This is a genomic window from Amycolatopsis sp. DG1A-15b, assembly GCF_030285645.1.
GTDB lineage: Bacteria > Actinomycetota > Actinomycetes > Mycobacteriales > Pseudonocardiaceae > Amycolatopsis.
Window position 1 is genome coordinate 3,167,610 of sequence record NZ_CP127296.1, and the last position, 18,488, is coordinate 3,186,097.

An 18,488-nucleotide genomic window follows, 5' to 3' on the forward strand; every position below is an offset into this window, starting at 1 on the left:
CCCATAACCTGGAGTGCATGGATGATCGCGTTCTCCTCATCACCGGCGCCTCGCGCGGCCTCGGCGCCGCGACCGCACGCCTGGCCGCCGAAGCCGGCTTCAAGGTCGCCCTCGTCGCCCGCAAGGCCGAGTCCGTCACGCCCCTCGCCACCGAACTCGGCGAGGACCGGGCCATCGCCCTCGGCGCCGATGTCGGGGACTGGCCGAGCATCTCCGGTGCCGTCGCCGAGACCGTCGAAAAGTTCGGGCGGCTCGACGCCGCCTTCGCCAACGCCGGCATCGGCACCGGGACCTCGTTCTTCGGCACCGACGACCCCGATCCCACGGCGTGGGAGCCCATGGTCCGCACCAACGTCCTCGGCGCCGCCTACACCGCCCGCGCCGCCCTGCCCGCGCTCGAGGAAACCGCCGGGCACCTGCTCATCACCGGCTCGGTCGCCGGCCGCTACATCCGCAACGCGAGCCTCTACTCCGCCACGAAGTGGGCCGTGACCGGGATGGCCGGTGCGATCCGCGAGGAGGCCGTCGGCACCGGTGTCCGGGTCACGCTGATCAACCCGGGCATCACCGACACCGACATCCTCAGCGACGAGCAGCGCAAGAAGCCGAAGCTGGCCGCGGACGACATCGCCCGCGCGGTCCTCTACGCCCTCCGGCAGCCGCCCTCGGTCGACGTCAACGAGATCATGGTCCGCCCGACCGGCCAGGTGCTCTAGGAGCCCAGGCGGGCGACGCGGCCTCCGGCACCACTGGCCCAGCAGGCCGCCCCGGCGCAGTCGACGCTGTCGAAGCTGCCCGTGTCGAACGACGTCCAGTGCCGTCCGCCGTCGGGGCTGTAGTCGCTGCCGCCGGGACCGACCGCGAGCACCGTCCCGCCGCGCCAGGCCAGCCCGGAGCGGTAGCCGGCCGGGTACTGGGCCGGGGTCGTCCAGGTGCGGCCGCGGTCCCGGGTGAGCGCGACGGCCGGGCCGGGCGCGTCCGGGTTGGCGAAGTCGCCACCGATCGCGATGCCCTGGGACGGTGAGCGGAAGGCCAGGGCGAACACGCCCGCCGACGGGCTGCTGGGCAACGGCGTGTCCGACGCCGTCCAGTGCCGGCCGCCGTCACCGGAGTGCAGCACCCGGGCGGTCGCGCCGCCGCCCGTCGCGAGCCAGGCGTCGAACGGCCCGGCCGTGGTGACGCACTGGCCGCTGGCCGCGAACCCGGCCTCACCGGGCAGCGCGGGCGGGAAGCCGCTGTCGGGCACCGGCCGCCAGCTGCGGCCGCCGTCGAAGGTGGCCTGCACCCGGAACCGGCCGTCGACGGGGTCGCTCATCGCCAGGCCACGCCACGGGTCGAAGAAGGCGAGGCAGTCGTAGAACGCCGCCGCGTCGGTGTTCTGGAACGTCTGGCGCCAGTGCGCGCCGCCGTCGTCGGTCCGGTAGACACGGGAGTCGGTGCCCGGCCCGATGGAGAGGACCACGGCGTGGTCGGCGTCGAAGGCTTCGATGTCGCGGAACTGGAGCGCCTCGGTCCCGGGCGGCCCGACCGGCGCCCAGGTGCGGCCGCCGTCGAGGGTGCGCAGGACGGTGCCCTGCGTGCCGCTGACCCACGCGACCCGGGCGCTGACCGCCGACAGGCCGCGGAACTGGGCGGTGACCCCCGTCGGCGTGAGCTCCCACCTCGGCGGGTGCTCCCGCGCCGACGCCGGAGCCGCGATCGAAACCAGCAGGGCGAGCACGATCAGCAGGAGACGCATGCGCCCGATCCTCCCGCACCCGGGAACCGACTTTCGTCGCACGCGGACAGCCGTGCGGGCCGCCCCGGCACCCGGGACGGCCCGCACGGACGATGCCTCAGAGCGAGCTGATCAGGCGTTCCACCCGCTCGTCGACCGAGCGGAACGGGTCCTTGCACAGGACCGTGCGCTGGGCCTGGTCGTTCAGCTTCAGGTGCACCCAGTCGACGGTGAAGTCGCGGCCCGCGGCCTGGGCGGCGGCGATGAAGTCGCCGCGCAGCTTCGCCCGGGTCGTCTGCGGCGGGGTGTCCTTGGCGGCTTCGATCTCGCCGTCGTCGGTGACCCGGCGGACCAGGCCCTTGCGCTGGAGCAGGTCGAAGATGCCCCGGCCCCGGCGGATGTCGTGGTAGGCCAGGTCGAGCTGGGCGATGCGCGGGCTGGACAGGTCCAGGTCGTGCTTGTGCCGGTAGCGCTCGACCAGCCGGTGCTTGATCGCCCAGTCGATCTCGGTGTCGATCTTGCCGAAGTCCTGCTGCTCGACCGCGTCCAGGGCCCGGCCCCACAGCTCGACGACGCGCTCGTTCGCCGCGGTCGTGCCGTTGTCCTTGATGTGCTGGATCGCGCGGGCGTGGTACTCGCGCTGGATGTCCAGCGCCGAGGCCTCGCGCCCGCCCGCCAGCCGCACCTGGCGGCGGCCGGTGAGGTCGTGGCTGATTTCGCGGATCGCCCGGATCGGGTTGTCCAGGGTGAAGTCGCGGAACTGGACGCCGGCCTCGATCATCTCGAGGACCAGGTTCGCCGAGCCGACCTTGAGCATGGTCGTAGGCTCGGCCATGTTCGAGTCGCCCACGATGACGTGCAGGCGCCGGTAGCGCTCGGCGTCGGCGTGCGGCTCGTCGCGGGTGTTGATGATCGGCCGCGAGCGGGTGGTCGCGCTTGAGACGCCCTCCCAGATGTGCTCGGCACGCTGGGAGAGGCAGTAGACCGCGCCGCGCGGGGTCTGCAGCACCTTGCCGGCACCGCAGATGAGCTGGCGGGTCACCAGGAACGGGAGCAGCACGTCCGCGATCCGGGAGAACTCCCCCGCCCGGGTCACCAGGTAGTTCTCGTGACAGCCGTAGGAGTTGCCCGCCGAGTCGGTGTTGTTCTTGAACAGGAAGATGTCGCCGCCGATGCCTTCGTCGGCGAGCCGCCGTTCGGCGTCGACCAGCAGGTCCTCGAGGATCCGCTCCCCGGCCTTGTCGTGCGTGACGAGCTGGACCAGGTCGTCACATTCGGCCGTCGCGTACTCGGGGTGCGAGCCGACGTCGAGGTAGAGCCGCGAGCCGTTCGACAGGAACACGTTGGAGGAGCGTCCCCACGACACGACCCGCCTGAACAGGTACCGCGCCACCTCGTCGGGCGAGAGCCTGCGTTGTCCGTGGAAGGTGCACGTGACCCCGAACTCGGTCTCGATGCCAAAGATCCGCCGCTGCATTCCACCAGAGTAGGCGCTGCACCCCCTTCGACGGTGCGCCGTTCGGGCGTCGACACGCCCTCAGTACGCCACAGACGGTGAAATCTCCCCGAATCAGGCACGATTGGAGCACAGCTCTTGACGACGTGCGGAAGGCGGACTCCTTGTCACACCAGCTCATCCGGGCCTTCCGGCGGGTCGGCCGGACCGACCGCGCCCTGATGCGCCGCAGTGCCTCGTTGCCCGCCTCGAAGGTCGACGACGCGCTGATGACGCTGTCGAGATCGGCGAACAAATCACGTCTGTGGTGGGGTGTCGCCGCGCTGCTGGCCGCCCGCCAGGGCGCCACCCGCCGGGGTGCGCTGCGCGGGGTCGTGGCGATCGCCGGGGCCAGCGCCGCGGCCAACCTGATCGGCAAGCCGCTCTTCCCGCGCCGCCGCCCGGCCGAAGAAGAGACGCCGATGCGCCGCCGCCTGCGGAAACGGCCCACGTCCTCGTCCTTCCCCTCCGGTCACTCCGCGTCCGCGGCCGCGTTCGCGACGGCGGTGGCGATGGAGTCGCCGCGGGCCGGGCTCGTCGTGGCGCCGCTGGCGCTGGCCGTGGCCTACTCGCGGGTGCACACCGGCGTGCACTGGCCCTCCGACGTCGGTGTCGGCCTGGGCATCGGCGTCGGCGTGGGACTGGCCACCCGGCACTGGTGGCCGCTGCACGACGACGTCCCGGGCCGCACGGCCCACGACGCCGACGCGCCCGAGATGGTCGACGGCGAGGACATGCTCGCCGTCGTCAACCCGAACTCCGGCGTCGCCGGCCAAGACCCGACCGAGGACGTCAAGTTCGCCTGGCCCAAGGCCACGCTGCTCTACCCGGATCCCGAGCGGGGCCTGCGCGCCCAGCTCGAGGCCGAGATCGACGCCCGTGGCACGGTCCGCGCGCTGGCCGTCGCGGGTGGGGACGGCACCGTCGCGGCGGTCGCCTCGGTCGCCGCCGAACGCGACCTGCCGCTCGCCCTGGTCCCGGCGGGGACGCTCAACCACTTCGCCCGCGACGTCGGCGTCAGCTCGATGCCCGACGCCGACGCGGCCACCGAGGTCGGCAACGCGGTCCGCGTCGACCTGGGCGAAGTCGAGATCGACGGCGCCGGCGAGGCAGACCACCGCTGGTTCGTCAACACCGCCAGCCTGGGCGGCTACCCGGAGATGGTGCGGCTGCGGGAGAAGCTGCAGGAGAAGCACCCGAAGTGGCCTTCGGCCGCGATCGCGCTGGCCAGGACGCTGCGGCACGCCAAGCCGCTGACCGTCCGGCTCAACGGCAAACGGGCGCAGGTCTGGCTGCTGTTCGTCGGCAACGGCACGTACGCGCCCAAGGGGTTCGCCCCGAGCCGGCGCCCCGCGCTCGACACCGGCCTGCTGGACATCCGCTACCTGCGCGCCGACCTGCCCTACTCCCGGGCCCGGTTCCTGCTCGCGATGATCACCCGCAGCCTCGCCGCCAGCCACGTCTACCAGGAGCTCGACCTGCCCGAACTGGACGTCGAGCTGCTCGACGGCAACCGCCGCGTCGCCACCGACGGCGAGGTCGGCCCGCTCGGCAACCGGTTCCGCTTCCGGTCGCGTCCCAGCGCCTTGACCCTCTACCGCCTTTAACTTTCCTTTACCTTTTCTCAACGAACCCACAGCCTGTCCCGGCTAGCTTCGCGATCGAGTTGCGGGCATTCCTGCCCGCGGCCAGGGGACGAGCGGGGATTCGATGGACGGGCACGGCCTGGCGAGCGTCATCCACCGGGCCGCGAGCGACCCGGTGCTGCCGGGTGACGTCACCGCCCGCGCCCGCGACCTGGGCCCGCTCGAGTCACCGCTCATCTGGCTCGGCTTCGCCTCGGCCGCCGTCGCCGTCCTCGCCGTCGTGGCCGCGCTCTGGTACCGGCGGCGGGTCCGGCGCTGGGGGTTCACCGCCTTCGGCGTGCTCCTGCTGCTGGCGTCGGTCACCGCCCTCAACAGCTACGTCGGGTACGTCCGCACCTCCGACGACCTGGCCCGGCTCCTCCAGCGCGGCCCCGGCGTCGTCAACCTCGCCGGCCGCCTGCTCGACGACGGCAAGGAGGCCCCCGAACCGTCGTCGGGCTCGTCGCCGGATTCGTCGTCGTCCAGGCCGCACCCCGGCGCGGGCGCGGCGGCCGCCGGGCAGCGGATCGACGTCGTCAACCTCGCCGATCCCGCCCACGGGATCCCCTCGGGCAGCAACTACGTCATCCTCCCGCCCGGGTACGACAGCGACCCCACCCGCCGCTACCCGGTCGTCTACCTCATCCACGGCTACCCCTTCGGCGGTCCCCGCGACTGGCTCACCTCCGGCGACGCCCCCGGCTCGCTCCTGGCGCTTCAGCAGGCCAACGTCATCGCGCCGATGATCGTGGTCAGCGTCGACCTGACCGCCGGCAACCCCAGCACCGACTGGGAGTGCCTGAACGTGCCCGGCGGGCCGCAGCTGGAGAGCTACCTGGCCGGCACCGTCGTCCCGGCCGTCGACCAGCGCTACCGCACGCTCGCCGACCGCACCCACCGGGCACTGGGCGGCATGTCCGGCGGTGGCTTCGGCGCGCTCAACATCGGCCTCCACCACGTCGACGAGTTCGCCACCCTGGTGATCGCGCTGCCCTACGACGACCTCAACGACTCGGTCGGCATCCTCGACGGCGACCGGGCGGCCATCGCCGCCAACACCCCCCGCCGCTACCTGCCGACGATGAAGTTCACGGTGCCGATCTCGGTGATGCTCGCGGTCGGCACCGGGGCGCCGACCGACGTCGCGACGGCTCGGCGGATCGCGGAGGCACTGCACGCTCGCGGGCAGGAAGCGGTGGTCCACGCCGAACGCGGCTTCAACCACACCTGGCACACGGCCCGGGCGACCCTGCCGTACCTGCTCGCGTTCGCCGATCAGAACTTCCGGACCTCGCCCGCGACGTCCTGAAGACTGCGGGTATGGATCTTGACACGCACTATCGCGCGGGCCCGGCCGAACACACCCGGCTGTCCCGCACCCCGCACGGCCGGCTGGAGTACCTGCGCACCCGCGAACTGCTCCGCCGCTTCCTGCCCGCGCACGCCCGCGTGCTCGATGTCGGCGGCGGGACCGGTGTCCACGCCGAGTGGCTCGCGGCCGACGGACACGCCGTCCACCTCGTCGACATCGTCGCGGACCACGTCGCGCACGCCGGCACGCTGCCCGGGGTGACCGCCGAGGCCGGGGACGCCCGCAGCCTCACCGCACCGGACGCCGCGTTCGACGTCGTCCTGCTGCTCGGGCCGCTCTACCACCTCGTCGGACCGGCCGACCGCGCCCAGGCCCTCGCCGAAGCCCACCGGGTCCTGCGACCGGGCGGGCTGCTCGCGGCCGCGGGTATCAGCCGCTACCTCTCACTGCTGGAAACCGGCGCCGCGGGCACCCTCACCGCCGAGCTGACCGACCCGATCCGCGCGGTCATCGAGACCGGCGCGTACGACGGCCACGTCGGGTTCGTCCCGACGCACTGGCACACCGCCACCGAACTGCGCGAGGAAGTCGTCGCCGCGGGCTTTCCGGAAGCCGGGGTGTACGGGATCGAAGGCCCGGCGTGGCCCGCGCTCGACGCGGCCGGGCTCGACCGGTTCGACAGCCTGGTCGAAGCGGCCCTGCGGGCTGCTCGGATCGGTGAACAGGATCCGCGGATCCTCGAAACCAGTGCCCATCTGCTCGCTGTTGCGCAGCGGGTGGGATGACCACGGGACGGGTGGGATGACCGTGGGACCGGCGCCCTCGACCCAGCCCGGTGTGCGCAGGATCGAACGCTGCGGTGTTGGGGTCTGCCGGGTTCTCCCCGCCGGCCCGAACGCCGGATTGTTCAACGGCCGTCAGACCGCGTCAAGGCGGGAAAGCGTGCCTTGACCCGGCCTGCCGGCCTGCCGGCCGCTGATGCGGCTGCGTATCGGGTCGGCAGGGGGGGTGTGGCCGAGGCGGGTTGTCTTTGGAGCCGGTTGTGCGGAAAGGCCGTAGGACCCGCGGCTCCTCGATACCTGCGCCCCCTGCTCGCCTTCGCCCGGTGGTCGGTGGTCGGGGGCGGTGGGCGGTGATCGCGGGCGGTGGTCGGGGGCGGTGGTCCGGGGGGGGGCAGATGGGAGCGGGGCGTGGCCCACCGGCCACGCCCCGTCTCGCTCAGGAACTCACTCGCCTTCGGGCTTGCTCTCCGGCTCCTCGCCCTGCGGGTCCGGGACCGGGAGCAGCGTGTCCAGTGCCGCGCCCGTCAGGCGGCGGAACGATCGGCGCGGGCGGTCGCGGTCCAGGACCGCCACCTCCAGCTTGATCGGGTCCGCGTCGCTGTTGCCGTTCGCCGATGCGTTCGCCGACGATGAAGCGGACGAGCCCGATGACGACGTCGACGGGGCCGGCTGGGTCGGCGTCCGCAGGGCCGCCACCGCCACGCCCAAGGCCGCCTGCAGGTCCAGGCCGTCCTCGAACGTCTCCTTCAGCTTGGCCGCGATCTTCTCGTTCTGGCCGCCCATCACGATGTACTGCGGCTCGTCGAAGATGGACCCGTCGTAGGTCAGCCGGTACAGCTGGTCCTCCGCCGCGCTCGCCCCGACCTCCGCGACGCATACCTCCACCTCGAACGGCTTCAGCTGCTCGGTGAAGATGCTGCCCAGCGTCGCCGCGTACGCGTTCGCCAGCGCCCGGGCGCTCACGTCACGCCGGTCGTACTGGTAGCCCTTCAGGTCCGCGTGGCGGATGCCCGCCACGCGCAGGTTCTCGAACTCGCTGTAGCGCCCGACCGCGGCGAACCCGATCCGGTCGTAGATCTCGGAGACCTTGTGCAGCGTCGCCGACGGGTTCTCCGCCACGAACAGCACGCCACCCGAGTACTTCAGCACCACCACGCTCCGGCCGCGCGCGATGCCCTTGCGCGCCAGCTCGGAACGCTCCCGCATCAGCTGCTCGGGAGAGGCATACAACGGCATCGTCACGGTGTGCGCTCCAGGTCTTTCGGTGTTCCAACGTTCACTGGTCGTCCGGTTCCGGTCAGGACAGCCGGCGCTGCTGGCGCTCGATCCGCCCGGCCACCACGGCTTCGGCCACCGCCGCCGTCTCCGACTCCGACAGCTGCACGGCGCCGCGCTCCGCGGTGATCGTCACGACGCTCGGGAAGATCCGCCGCACCAGGTCCGGGCCGCCCGACGCGGTGTCGTCGTCCGCCGCGTCGTACAGCGCCTCCACCGCGACCCGCGTCGCGCCCTCGACGTCGGCGTCCGGGTCGTGCAGCTTCTTCAGCGCGGACTTCGCGAACAGCGAACCCGAGCCGATGCCCGCGTAGCCGCCGTTCTCCTCGTAGCGCCCGCCCGCGGCGTCGTACGACACGATCCGCCCGGCGTGCTTGGCGTCCTCGGCCTCCAGGTCGTACCCCACGAACAACGGGATCGCCGCCAGCCCGGCCATCGCCATCTCGAGGTTCGCCTTGACCATCCCGGCCAGCTTGTTCGTCTTGCCGTCCAGCGACAGCGAAACGCCCTCGATCTTCTCGTAGTGCGCCAGCTCGACCGCGTACAGCCGCACCATCTCCACGGCCAGCCCCGCCGTGCCCGCGATGCCGACCGCCGAATACTCGTCGGTGACGTGCACCTTCTCGATGTCGCGGCTCGCGATCAGGTTCCCCGACGTCGCCCGCCGGTCACCCGCGATCAGCACACCGCCCGCGAACGTGCACGCGACGATCGTCGTCCCGTGCGGGAGGCCCAGCTCCGCCGCACCCGGCGCCACGCGCCGCTCCGGGAGCAGTTCCGGCGCCTGGACGCGCAGGAAGTCCGAAAACGACGACGTCGCCGAGGAAAAGTACGCCGCAGGCAGCGCGGGACCCGAGATGCCCCTGGTGTTGTCCATACGTGCTCAAAAATCCCATCTGTGCGGGCCGGAGCCCCGCGCGCGGAGGACGCCACGCGGAACTCCGGCCGCCGGCTGAACGGTCGGCAAGGGCGCAGTGCGCCCGAGCGGCTATTCGCCGCCCTTCTGCACGTAGGCCCGGACGAAGTCCTCGGCGTTCTCTTCGAGCACGTCGTCGATCTCGTCGAGGATCGTGTCCACGTCCTCGCCGAGCTTCTCGCGCCGCTCCTGACCCGCCGCGCCGGTGTCGTCGAACTCCTCGTCGGAGTCACCACCGCCGTGCTTTTCGATCTTTTCCTGGGCCATCTCGCCTCCCGGTGTGGCTGATGTTTCCTAGCCTACCCAGCGGCCCCGACATTCGGGGCAACGCCGCGATCGGTGTGCCAACCGCCTAGTCCGAACCGGTGAGCGCCTCCACCAGCTCCTCCGCCGTCGCCGCGTTGTCCAGCAACTTGCCGACGTGCGCCTTCGTCCCCCGCAGCGGCTCGAGGGTGGGGATCCGCACCAGCGACTCCTTGCCCACGTCGAAGATGACCGAATCCCACGAAGCCGCCGCGATGGACGTCGCGTACTTCTCCAGCGCCCGGCCGCGGAAGTAGGCCCGCGTGTCCGACGGAGGCGTCGTCACCGCGGCCAGCACCTCCTCCTCCGAGACCAGCCGCTTCATCGACCCGCGGGTGACGAGCCGGTTGTACAGGCCCTTCGCCAGCCGCACGTCCGAATACTGCAGGTCGACCAGCCGCAGCCGCGGCGCGCCCCAGGCCAGGTTGTCCCGCTGGCGGTAGCCCTCCAGCAGCCGCAGCTTCGCCGGCCAGTCCAGCCGGTCCGCGCACTCCTGCGGGTCGCGCGCCAGGGCGTCCAGTATCTCGCCCCAGACCCGCAGGACCTCCTTCGAGGCCTGGTCGGCGCCGGTGCGCTCCAGGTTCTGCGAAGCGATCTCGTGGTAGGCGAACTGCAGGTCCAGCCCGGTGTACTTCTTGCCGTTGGCCAGCGCGACCTGCGTCTTCAGCGTCGGGTCGTGGCTGATCTGGTGCACCGCCTTGACCGGCTCGTCGAGCTTCAGGTCGTCGAACCGGATGCCCGACTCGATCAGGTCCAGCACCAGCGCCGTCGTCCCGACCTTCAGGTAGGTCGAGTACTCCGACATGTTCGCGTCGCCGATGATGACGTGCAGCCGCCGGTACTTGTCCGCGTCCGCGTGCGGCTCGTCGCGGGTGTTGATGATCCCGCGCTTGAGCGTGGTCTCCAGGCCGACCTCGACCTCGATGTAGTCCGCACGCTGGGAGAGCTGGAACCCGGCCTCTTCACTCTGCTGGCCGATCCCGAGCCGGCCCGAGCCGGTCACCACCTGCCGCGAAACGAAGAACGGCGTCAGCCCCGCGATGATCGCGGTGAACGGGGTCGACCGCGCGCACAGGTAGTTCTCGTGCGTGCCGTAGCTCGCGCCCTTGCCGTCGACGTTGTTCTTGTACAGCTGCAGCTGTGGCTGGCCCGGCACGGAGGCGGCCTTCATCGCCGCCTCCTCCATCACCCGCTCGCCGGCCTTGTCCCAGATGACCGCGTCCCGCGCGTTCGTCACCTCGGGCGCCGAGTACTCCGGGTGCGCGTGGTCGACGTACAGCCGCGCCCCGTTGGTGAGGATGACGTTCGCCGCCCCCAGGTCCTCGACGTCCGGGTCGTGCCCCGGGCCGCCCGGGCCGGTCAGGTCGAACCCGCGCGCGTCCCGCAGCGGGCTCTCCACCTCGTAGTCCCACCGCGCCCGCCGGGCGCGCGGGATGTCGGCCGCGGCCGCGTAGGCCAGCACGACCTGGGTGGAGGTGAGTACCGGGTTCGCCGTCGCGTCGCCCGGCACGGAGATGCCGTACTCGACTTCGGTTCCCATGATCCGCCGCATGTCACCACCCTACGGGGTCGCCCTAGTGGAACGATGCACCCATGCCAGGCAGTGACGAACTCGTTGCCCTCTATGACCAGGCCGGCGCGGTGGTCGGCACCACCGTCCGCACCCGCCTCCGCAGCGAAGGCCTGTGGCACGCCGCCGGCGTGGTCCTGGTCCGTTCGGGTGACGGAAACGCGGTCTACGTGCACCTCCGCACCCCCGGGAAGGACGTCTTCCCCTCCACCTGGGACTGCTGGGCCGGCGGCGTGGTGGCCGCCGGCGAAACCCCGGCCGAGTGCGCCCGCCGCGAACTCGCCGAGGAACTCGGTGTCCAGGGGGTGGAACCCGTGCCGCTGTTCACCAAGGTCTACGACGACGGCCGCAACCGCTGCCACAACTTCGCCTTCGAAGTCCGCTGGGACGGCCCGATCCGCCACCAAGCCGAGGAGATCGTGGAAGGCCGCTGGATCACCCTGGCGGAACTGCGGGCCTGGGTCGACGACCCGGCGCCCGAGCTGCCCTTCATCCCCGACGGCCGCGAAGGCGTCCAGGAATGGTTCCGCCGCTACGGCTGAGCAGCCAGCTTCGCCGCCATCGCGGGCAGCAGGCGCTTCGCCGCGTCCACCGCGCGGGCCCCGGTGCTCGCCGAGACCGTCAGCTCGGACACGAGCATTTTCCTGGCCAGCAGCACCGTGCAGGTCTTGCCGTCGCACCAGGCACGCTGCAGTTCGACCCCGGCCTGGGCCGGGACGCTCACCGTCTTGCCCGCGCAGTCGGTCTCCGCGACGGCCTGGGCGGCCGTCCGGTCCGGGAACACGAAGACGCGGTGGCTCAGCTCCGACCCGCTGGGGTAGCGCCAGGTCGCGGTCCGGCTGCTCGCCGACGGCCCGTCCGCCAGGCAGCCCGCGGTCTCCTCCGAGCCCGGCTGCACGCCTTCCCCCGCGACGTCCGCATCGGACAGCAGCGCCCGCTGCGCGAGCCCGCTGAGATCGGGTGCCGCCGGGGTCGCCTTCGCCGGGCTCACCGGGGCTTCCGACGTCTTCGGTGCCGCCGGTGCCGCCGGGGACGTGGGCACCGGATCGTCGTAGTACGTCTCGAGGTTGTTCGGATCGGGCCCGTCGCAGCCCGTGAGACCCACCAACGCGACCGCGGCCAACGCGATCGCCTGCCGATGACGCACCTGCTCCGGCCTCCTGTTGTCCGTGGCGTGCCTGCGAAGGGTAGTGCAGCCCCTCAGTCCCACTCCAACGAGGACCGGTGTCGCCAGTACGCCCCGGGCTCCTCGGCGAGCGCGGCCAGCGAATCCCGTTCGGCCGCGGTCAGTTCCAGCGCCGTGGCCTGCAGGTTCGCCGCGAGCTGAGCCGGGCTCGCCGGGCCGATGACCGCCCGGTCCGCCCAGTCGTTCGCCAGCACCGCGGCCACCGCGACCGCATCCGGCCCGGTCCCGTGCGCGGCGGCGATCCCGCGGACCGCGGCCGGCGCTTCGACCGCCAGCCTGCCGTTGGCCAGGGTTTCCTTGACCAGCACCCGGTTCCCGGCCGCGTGCGCCGCGGCCAGGGCCGGCCCCGCGGACGGTTCCAGGACGTTCCACGTCGACTGCACCGCGGAGAACACCGGCCGCCCGGCCGCTTCCAGCGCGAACGCCCGCTCGATCGCGTCCGCCTGGGCCGGCCCGGACGTCGAAAAGCCGACCGCGACACCGTTCGCGGACAGCTCCGCGAGGGCTTCGAGCAACGGCTCGTCGGTGAAGAGCGGGCTGTCCACGGTGAGCGAATGCACCTGGTAGAGCCCGACCCGGTCCCCCAGCAACGCCAGGGTTTCCGCCCACTGCGTGGCGAACCGCGCCGCCGAGTGCTCCTTCACCTCGTGCACGTCGGCGTCGAGCCGCCACTCCCCGACGTAGGCGTAGCCCCACTTGCTGGAGATCTCGACCCCCGGGTGCCCGCGCTCGGCGAGCCAGCCGGCCAGGAACTCCTCGGAGCGCCCGTAGGAGCGGGCGACGTCGACGTGCCGGACGCCCGCGGCGTAGGCGTCGTCGAGCACCGCGAAGGTCGCCGCGCGCATCGAGGCGACGTCCCGCACCGGCGGCAGCGCCCCGTCCCGCCCCAGGTTGATGTACGCGGGACGGCCGAGCGCCGCCAGGCCGAGGGCGATGCGGTCCACGCGCGCGCTCACGCGGTCTGCTTGTGCCGCAGGATGGCCAGCCACTGCCCCGAGGTCTGGGCTTGGCGGTGGAGCTTCTCCAGGCGCGCGGCCGGGGCCCGGACGTAGCCCTTGCCGAAGACGGGGGCGATCTGCCGCAGGCTGGCGCCGCCTTCACGGGCCGCGAGCAGCAGCCAGTCCGAGGCGTCGGCGCAGGCCGCGGACGCGCGGCGCAGCTCGCCGAGCATGTCGATGAGTTCCTGGGCACTCACCTCCCCCGCTTCGACGGCGGCGGCCGTCGTCTCCAGCCAGGCCAGGACGTCGGTTTCGGTGATGGGCGCGCGGGGCCGGGGTTCTTCGGTCACGCCGGTGAGTATAGGTCGTTATACGCCGATACACTGGCAGCGACACCATGACGACGCGCACCGGATCCCAGGCCGAGGTCGAGCAGTTGCTCGACGTCTTCAAGGCGCTCGCGAACCCGGTGCGGCTGCAGGTGCTGCGGTGGTTGCGGGATCCCGAGCGGCACTTCCCGGTGGATCGGGCGATCGCCGACCCGGTCGAGGTCGGTGTGTGCGTGAGCCACATCCAGGAGAAGCTGGGGCTCGCGCAGTCGACGGTCTCGGCGTACATGGCGTCGCTGCAGCGTGCCGGGCTGGTGCGGGCGACGCGCGTCGGCAAGTGGACGCACTACAAGCGGGACGAGGCGCGGATCGCCGAGCTCGTCGCCATTCTCGGCCGCTCCCTCTGACCTCACCCTCCCCCGGGTTCACCACCCCACCGGCCGTTCATATCGTAAATCTGCGATACTTCGATTTATGGGTACGATCGAGAACATGCGGCTCGGCCGCTACGGGATCTGGACGTTCGACTTCGAGGACCAGCCGGCCGGCCTGATCCGGGATTCGGTGCGGGAACTGGAAGAACTCGGCTGGCCGGCGATCTGGATCCCGGAGAGCGAGGGACGGGAAGCCCTGACGCACGCCGGGTTCCTGCTGTCGGCCACCGAACGCCTCACCGTCGTCAACGGGATCGCGCAGATCTGGTCCCGCGAGCCGCAGTGGACCCGCGGCGCGGCCCTGCTGCTGGCGGACGCCTACCCGGACCGCCACCTGCTGGGCCTCGGCTTCGGCGCCGGAAAGCCCGGCGCGAAGCCGCTGCAGGCCATGAACGGCTACCTCGACGCGCTGGACGCCGGCAAAGACGTCAACCCCGCACCGCGCGCCCCGATGCGCCGGATCCTCGCGGCGTACGGCCCGAAGATGCTGGCACTGGCCCGCGACCGGTCGGCGGGCGCGCACACCTACCACGTGACCCCGGAGCACACGGCCCAGGCGCGGGAGATCCTCGGCGCCGGCCCGTTCCTCGGTGTCGAGCACGCCGTGCTCTTCGAAACCGACCCGGCCAAGGCGCGCGAGATCGCCCGTGCCCACCTGCACATGTACCTCACCTCGGAGTACAACGTCGCCAAGTTCCGGCGGCTCGGGTACACGGAAGCGGACATCGACGGCGGCCGTGGCAGCGATCGCCTCGTCGACGACCTCGTGTTCTGGGGCGACCTCGAGACGATCACCGCGAAGCTGGGCAGGCACCTCGACGCGGGCGCCGACCACGTCGGCGTCCAGGTCATCGGGGTCGAGCCGGGCACCTCGGCCATGCCGCACTGGCGGCGGCTGGCCGAGGCCCTGCTACCCGCGTAGGCCGAACCGCGCGGTGCAGTGCCACACGCGCTTGAGCACCTGGGGGTCGTGCCGGCCGGCGCGGACGGCGTCGCCGATGACGCGGGCGTCCAGCCACCCGTCCTCGGCGATGTCTTCGCCGGCCCGCACGGCTTCCTCGCCGCGGTAGCCCGCGTGCTCGGCGAGCTCCGCCACCGGGAGCCGGAACCCGTGGTGCCAGTACGTCGGGAACCGGAAGCCGGCGGCCGCCGCTTCGACGTCGGTGCCGCGGAAGGCCGGGTCCAGCACCAGGGCCGCGACGTCGTCCGCCAGCCGCAGCGGGCCGTGGACGTGGGCCTCGATGTAGTCGTCGAGCTCGTCGGGGGCGTCCGCCTCGACGAGGGGAATCAGCGACATGTGCGCGAGCGTGCCGAAGTGCGCCGGTTCGCGGAAGCTGTCCGGATAGCAGAACGTCGTGCGCGTCAGCACTTCCCGCTTGAGCCGGAAGTGGGCCGAGCCGAACCGCACGGAGCCACCGGCCGGGCGGCGGCGGTGGTCGAGCGAGCCGTACTTCGGCCGGAGAGACGGCGGCAGCTCGTCGTAGACGCCACCGAACATCCGGTGCTCCCAGTGCCACCGGTCCCCGCCGGGGTGCGCGGTCAGGCCGCCGTTGCCCGTGCCGGTCTCGAACTGCGAGCGGTAGACGCCGTCGGTCAGCCAGTGCCGCAGCAGCGGCACCGTCCCCACCAGCCGGTCCGGGTGGAAGTGGATCGTGACGTCCAGGTCCTCCGGCAGCGGCGGCCCGGTGACCCGGTCCGCGACGTATTCGACCGCTGCCTGCCATTCCTGCCCCATGGTATAGGTCGTTATACACAACACGGCGTCGGAAAACCACTGGCTTCGCGGCCGGTCCGGCGGTTTGACTGCGGCCATGCGACGGACGGAGTTCGGGGTCACGGTGCGGTTCGCGCTGCTGGCGATCGTGTGGGGTGCGAGTTTCCTGTTCATCAAGGTCGGTCTCGGCGGGCTCTCCCCCGGCCAGGTCGCGCTGGCCCGGGTCGCGCTGGGCGCGCTGGCGCTGGCCGTGATCCTGGTGGTGCGCCGGCGGCCGCTCCCCCGCGATCCGGTGCTGTGGGGTCACCTCACGGCCGTGTCGGTGCTGTTGTGCGTGGTGCCGTTCCTGCTGTTCTCGTGGGCGGAACAGTACATTTCGTCCGGCTTGGCCAGCATCTTCAACGCGACGACGCCGCTGGTCACGATGCTGCTGGCGGCCGCGACGCTGCCGGAGGAGCGGTTCACGCCGCCGCGGGTGCTCGGGCTGCTGCTCGGGTTCGCCGGCGTGCTCACGATCGTCGGGGTGTGGCACGGCATCGACGTGTCGCACCGGCTGACGGCCCAGCTCGCCTGCCTCGGCGCGACGGCGTGCTACGGCGCGTGTTTCGTTTACCTGCGCCGGTTCCTCTCACCCCGTGGGACGGACCCGGTGGTCGTCGCGTTCGGGCAGACGGCGTCGGCGACGGTGATCCTGGGCCTGCTGACCCCGGTGATCGCGGCGACGCCGGTGCACCTGAGCCTGCCGGTGGTGGCGAGCATGGTGGTGCTCGGCGTCTTCGGCACGGGCATCGCGTACGCCTGGAACACGCGGATCATCGCCGCCTGGGGCGCGGCCAACGCCTCGGCGGTGACGTACCTGACGCCGGTGGTGGGCGTGCTGCTCGGCGTGCTGGTGCTCGGTGAGCCGGTGAGCTGGAACCAGCCGGCCGGGGCCCTGCTGGTGGTGCTGGGGATCCTCGCCGCACACGGGAAGTTGCGCCTGCGGCGCTCAACTCGGGCCGAAGCGGAACTCGTCCGCCGTTAGACGCGCCGATGGGCGGCTGCCTCGCGGCAACCGCCCATCGGGCACTCGAACTCCTACAGGTACTGACCGGTGTTCGTGGCGGTGTCGATCGCCCGCCCCGAGTCCTGGTTCTTGCCGGTGACGAGCGTGCGGATGTAGACGATCCGCTCGCCCTTCTTGCCGGAGATCCGGGCCCAGTCGTCCGGGTTGGTGGTGTTGGGCAGGTCCTCGTTCTCCGCGAACTCGTCGACGATCGCGTCGAGCAGGTGCTGCACGCGGAGACCGGGCTGCTTGGTCTCCAGCACCGACTTGATCGCCGACTTCTTCGCCCGGTCCACGATGTTCTGGATCATCGCGCCCGAGTTGAAGTCGCGGAAGTACAGGACTTCCTTGTCCCCGTTGGCGTAGGTCACCTCGAGGAACCGGTTCTCGTCGCTCTCCTCGTACATCCGCTCGACGGTGTGCTGGATCATCGCGTCGAACGTCGCCTTCGGGTCCCCGCCGAACTCGGCGAGGTCGTCGGCGTGGATCGGCAGGCCTTCGGCCAGGTACTTGGAGAAGATGTCCTTCGCGCCTTCGGCGTCCGGACGCTCGATCTTGATCTTGACGTCGAGCCGGCCCGGCCGCAGGATCGCCGGGTCGATCATGTCTTCGCGGTTGGAGGCGCCGATGACGATGACGTTCTCCAGGCCTTCGACACCGTCGATTTCCGACAGCAGCTGCGGCACGATCGTGGTCTCCACGTCGGACGACACGCCCGACCCACGGGTCCGGAAGATCGAGTCCATCTCGTCGAAGAACACGATCACCGGGGTGCCCTCGGAGGCCTTCTCCCGCGCCCGCTGGAAGATCAGGCGGATGTGCCGCTCGGTCTCCCCGACGAACTTGTTGAGCAGTTCGGGACCCTTGATGTTCAGGAAGTAGGACTTCCCGTCCTCGTTGTCGCCCCGCGCCGCCGCCACCTTCTTGGCCAGCGAGTTCGCCACCGCCTTGGCGATGAGCGTCTTGCCGCAGCCCGGCGGGCCGTAGAGCAGGACGCCCTTGGGCGGGCGCAGCTGGTACTCCTGGTACAGGTCGGCGTGCAGGAACGGCAGCTCGACCGCGTCCCTGATCTGCTCGATCTGCCGGGTGAGGCCACCGATGTCCTCGTAGCGGACGTCGGGCACCTCCTCCAGCACCAGGTCTTCGACCTCCGCCTTCGGCACGCGCTCGTACGCGTAGCCGGCCTTGGAGTCGACCAGCAGCGAGTCGCCCGGCTTGAGCGGCTGCTCGGCCAGCAGGTCGGAGAGCAGGACCACCCGCTCCTCGTCCGCGTGCCCGACCACCAGTGCGCGAAGGCTGCCGCCCTCGACGTCCGATGCGAGCACCTCACGCAGGGCGCACACCTCACCGACGCGTTCGAAGCCGCCGGCCTCGACCACGGTGAGCGCCTCGTTGAGCCGCAGCGCCTGGCCGCGACGCAGCGACGAAAGCTCGACCGCGGGTGAAACCGACACCCGCATCTTCCGGCCGGCCGTGAAGACGTCCACCGTGTTGTCCTCGTACGCCTCGACGAAGACGCCGTACCCGGACGGTGGCTGGGCCAGCCGGTCGACCTCCTCGCGGAGGGCGAGGAGCTGTCCTCGCGCTTCGCGCAGGGTTTCGACCAGTTTGGTGTTGCGTTCGGTGAGCTGGCTCACCCTTTCCGAGGCCTCGGCGAGCCGCTGTTCGAGAACGCGGTTCTGCCGTGGCGAGTCCGTCAGTTTGCGGCGCAGCAGCGCCACTTCTTCCTCGAGAAAACGGATCTGCCGAGCCTGCTCGTCCGCCGTCGTCCCAGCTCCGGATGTTGCTGAAGGGTCGGCCTCCTCGCGCCGACCTCCGGGAAGGTCATGATGCATCGGGCACCTCCT

The 18,488-nt window shown here is 71.6% G+C and carries 19 protein-coding genes; 8 read left to right on the forward strand and 11 right to left on the reverse strand.

Annotation, left to right across the window (positions count from 1 at the left end; all coding sequences use genetic code 11):
* Window positions 1-17: 17 nt before the first annotated feature.
* The gene (locus tag QRY02_RS14520) at window positions 18-716 is read left to right on the forward strand and encodes an SDR family oxidoreductase (protein ID WP_285992046.1); all 699 of its coding nucleotides are present in this window, start codon (window positions 18-20) and stop codon (window positions 714-716) included.
* On the opposite strand, the gene QRY02_RS14525 is transcribed toward QRY02_RS14520, so the two are convergent.
* A complete protein-coding gene (locus tag QRY02_RS14525) occupies window positions 713-1,738 on the reverse strand; it encodes a WD40/YVTN/BNR-like repeat-containing protein (protein ID WP_285992047.1) in 1,026 nt (341 codons plus the stop codon). The genes QRY02_RS14520 and QRY02_RS14525 overlap by 4 nt on opposite strands.
* Before the next feature lie 97 nt (window positions 1,739-1,835).
* Complete coding sequence (pafA, locus tag QRY02_RS14530) at window positions 1,836-3,194, reverse strand: Pup--protein ligase (RefSeq protein WP_285992048.1); 1,359 nt, start codon at window positions 3,192-3,194, stop codon at window positions 1,836-1,838.
* Window positions 3,195-3,337: 143 nt separating this feature from the next.
* On the opposite strand from pafA, the gene QRY02_RS14535 reads away from it, so the two are divergent.
* The 3 genes from QRY02_RS14535 to QRY02_RS14545 all read left to right on the forward strand — a co-directional run bounded on the left by QRY02_RS14535 (window position 3,338) and on the right by QRY02_RS14545 (window position 6,934).
* Window positions 3,338-4,819: a bifunctional phosphatase PAP2/diacylglycerol kinase family protein gene (locus tag QRY02_RS14535; RefSeq protein WP_285992049.1), complete on the forward strand. Its 1,482-nt coding sequence runs from the start codon at window positions 3,338-3,340 to the stop codon at window positions 4,817-4,819.
* Window positions 4,820-4,922: 103 nt separating this feature from the next.
* A complete protein-coding gene (locus QRY02_RS14540; RefSeq protein ID WP_285992050.1) occupies window positions 4,923-6,146 on the forward strand; it encodes an alpha/beta hydrolase in 1,224 nt (407 codons plus the stop codon).
* Window positions 6,147-6,157: 11 nt separating this feature from the next.
* A complete protein-coding gene (locus QRY02_RS14545) occupies window positions 6,158-6,934 on the forward strand; it encodes a class I SAM-dependent methyltransferase (RefSeq protein WP_285992051.1) in 777 nt (258 codons plus the stop codon).
* Window positions 6,935-7,375: 441 nt separating this feature from the next.
* On the opposite strand, the gene prcA is transcribed toward QRY02_RS14545, so the two are convergent.
* The 4 genes from prcA to dop form a co-directional block, all read right to left on the reverse strand.
* Entirely contained in the window at window positions 7,376-8,173 is a 798-nt protein-coding gene (prcA, locus tag QRY02_RS14550; RefSeq protein ID WP_285992052.1) for a proteasome subunit alpha, read from the reverse strand.
* A gap of 55 nt (window positions 8,174-8,228) precedes the next feature.
* Window positions 8,229-9,083: a proteasome subunit beta gene (prcB, locus tag QRY02_RS14555; protein WP_285992053.1), complete on the reverse strand. Its 855-nt coding sequence runs from the start codon at window positions 9,081-9,083 to the stop codon at window positions 8,229-8,231.
* 111 nt (window positions 9,084-9,194) lie between these two features.
* On the reverse strand, window positions 9,195-9,389 hold the full coding sequence (locus tag QRY02_RS14560; RefSeq protein ID WP_013226725.1) for a ubiquitin-like protein Pup: 195 nt from the start codon (window positions 9,387-9,389) through the stop codon (window positions 9,195-9,197).
* 85 nt (window positions 9,390-9,474) lie between these two features.
* Window positions 9,475-10,977, reverse strand: a complete 1,503-nt coding sequence (gene dop, locus QRY02_RS14565) for a depupylase/deamidase Dop (protein ID WP_285992054.1) — start codon at window positions 10,975-10,977, stop codon at window positions 9,475-9,477.
* A gap of 41 nt (window positions 10,978-11,018) precedes the next feature.
* On the opposite strand from dop, the gene QRY02_RS14570 reads away from it, so the two are divergent.
* Window positions 11,019-11,537, forward strand: coding sequence for an NUDIX domain-containing protein (locus tag QRY02_RS14570; protein WP_285992055.1), 519 nt, complete (start codon window positions 11,019-11,021; stop codon window positions 11,535-11,537).
* On the opposite strand, the gene QRY02_RS14575 is transcribed toward QRY02_RS14570, so the two are convergent.
* The 3 genes from QRY02_RS14575 to QRY02_RS14585 are packed head-to-tail and all read right to left on the reverse strand — an operon-like array spanning window position 11,528 to window position 13,469.
* Window positions 11,528-12,142 (reverse strand): hypothetical protein, encoded by a 615-nt coding sequence (locus QRY02_RS14575; protein ID WP_285992056.1) that lies wholly within the window; start codon window positions 12,140-12,142, stop codon window positions 11,528-11,530. The genes QRY02_RS14570 and QRY02_RS14575 overlap by 10 nt on opposite strands.
* Window positions 12,143-12,195: 53 nt before the next feature.
* Complete coding sequence (locus tag QRY02_RS14580) at window positions 12,196-13,137, reverse strand: aldo/keto reductase (protein WP_285992057.1); 942 nt, start codon at window positions 13,135-13,137, stop codon at window positions 12,196-12,198.
* On the reverse strand, window positions 13,134-13,469 hold the full coding sequence (locus QRY02_RS14585) for a hypothetical protein (protein ID WP_285992058.1): 336 nt from the start codon (window positions 13,467-13,469) through the stop codon (window positions 13,134-13,136). Before QRY02_RS14585 ends, QRY02_RS14580 begins: the two co-directional genes overlap by 4 nt.
* A 47-nt stretch (window positions 13,470-13,516) precedes the next feature.
* Here QRY02_RS14585 and QRY02_RS14590 point away from each other — a divergent pair, with 47 nt between their 5' ends.
* On the forward strand, window positions 13,517-13,855 hold the full coding sequence (locus QRY02_RS14590) for an ArsR/SmtB family transcription factor (protein WP_285992059.1): 339 nt from the start codon (window positions 13,517-13,519) through the stop codon (window positions 13,853-13,855).
* Window positions 13,856-13,922: 67 nt separating this feature from the next.
* Window positions 13,923-14,804, forward strand: a complete 882-nt coding sequence (locus tag QRY02_RS14595) for a TIGR03620 family F420-dependent LLM class oxidoreductase (protein ID WP_285992060.1) — start codon at window positions 13,923-13,925, stop codon at window positions 14,802-14,804.
* On the opposite strand, the gene QRY02_RS14600 is transcribed toward QRY02_RS14595, so the two are convergent.
* On the reverse strand, window positions 14,793-15,617 hold the full coding sequence (locus tag QRY02_RS14600) for a DUF3626 domain-containing protein (RefSeq protein WP_285992061.1): 825 nt from the start codon (window positions 15,615-15,617) through the stop codon (window positions 14,793-14,795). The two genes, QRY02_RS14595 and QRY02_RS14600, sit on opposite strands and share 12 nt — an antisense overlap.
* Window positions 15,618-15,693: 76 nt before the next feature.
* On the opposite strand from QRY02_RS14600, the gene QRY02_RS14605 reads away from it, so the two are divergent.
* Window positions 15,694-16,620 (forward strand): DMT family transporter, encoded by a 927-nt coding sequence (locus tag QRY02_RS14605; protein ID WP_285992062.1) that lies wholly within the window; start codon window positions 15,694-15,696, stop codon window positions 16,618-16,620.
* 53 nt (window positions 16,621-16,673) lie between these two features.
* Here QRY02_RS14605 and arc read toward each other — a convergent pair whose 3' ends face one another.
* Window positions 16,674-18,476 carry a proteasome ATPase gene (gene arc, locus QRY02_RS14610; protein ID WP_285992063.1) on the reverse strand — a complete coding sequence of 601 codons (1,803 nt, stop codon included), beginning with the start codon at window positions 18,474-18,476 and terminating at the stop codon, window positions 16,674-16,676.
* Window positions 18,477-18,488: the final 12 nt, after the last annotated feature.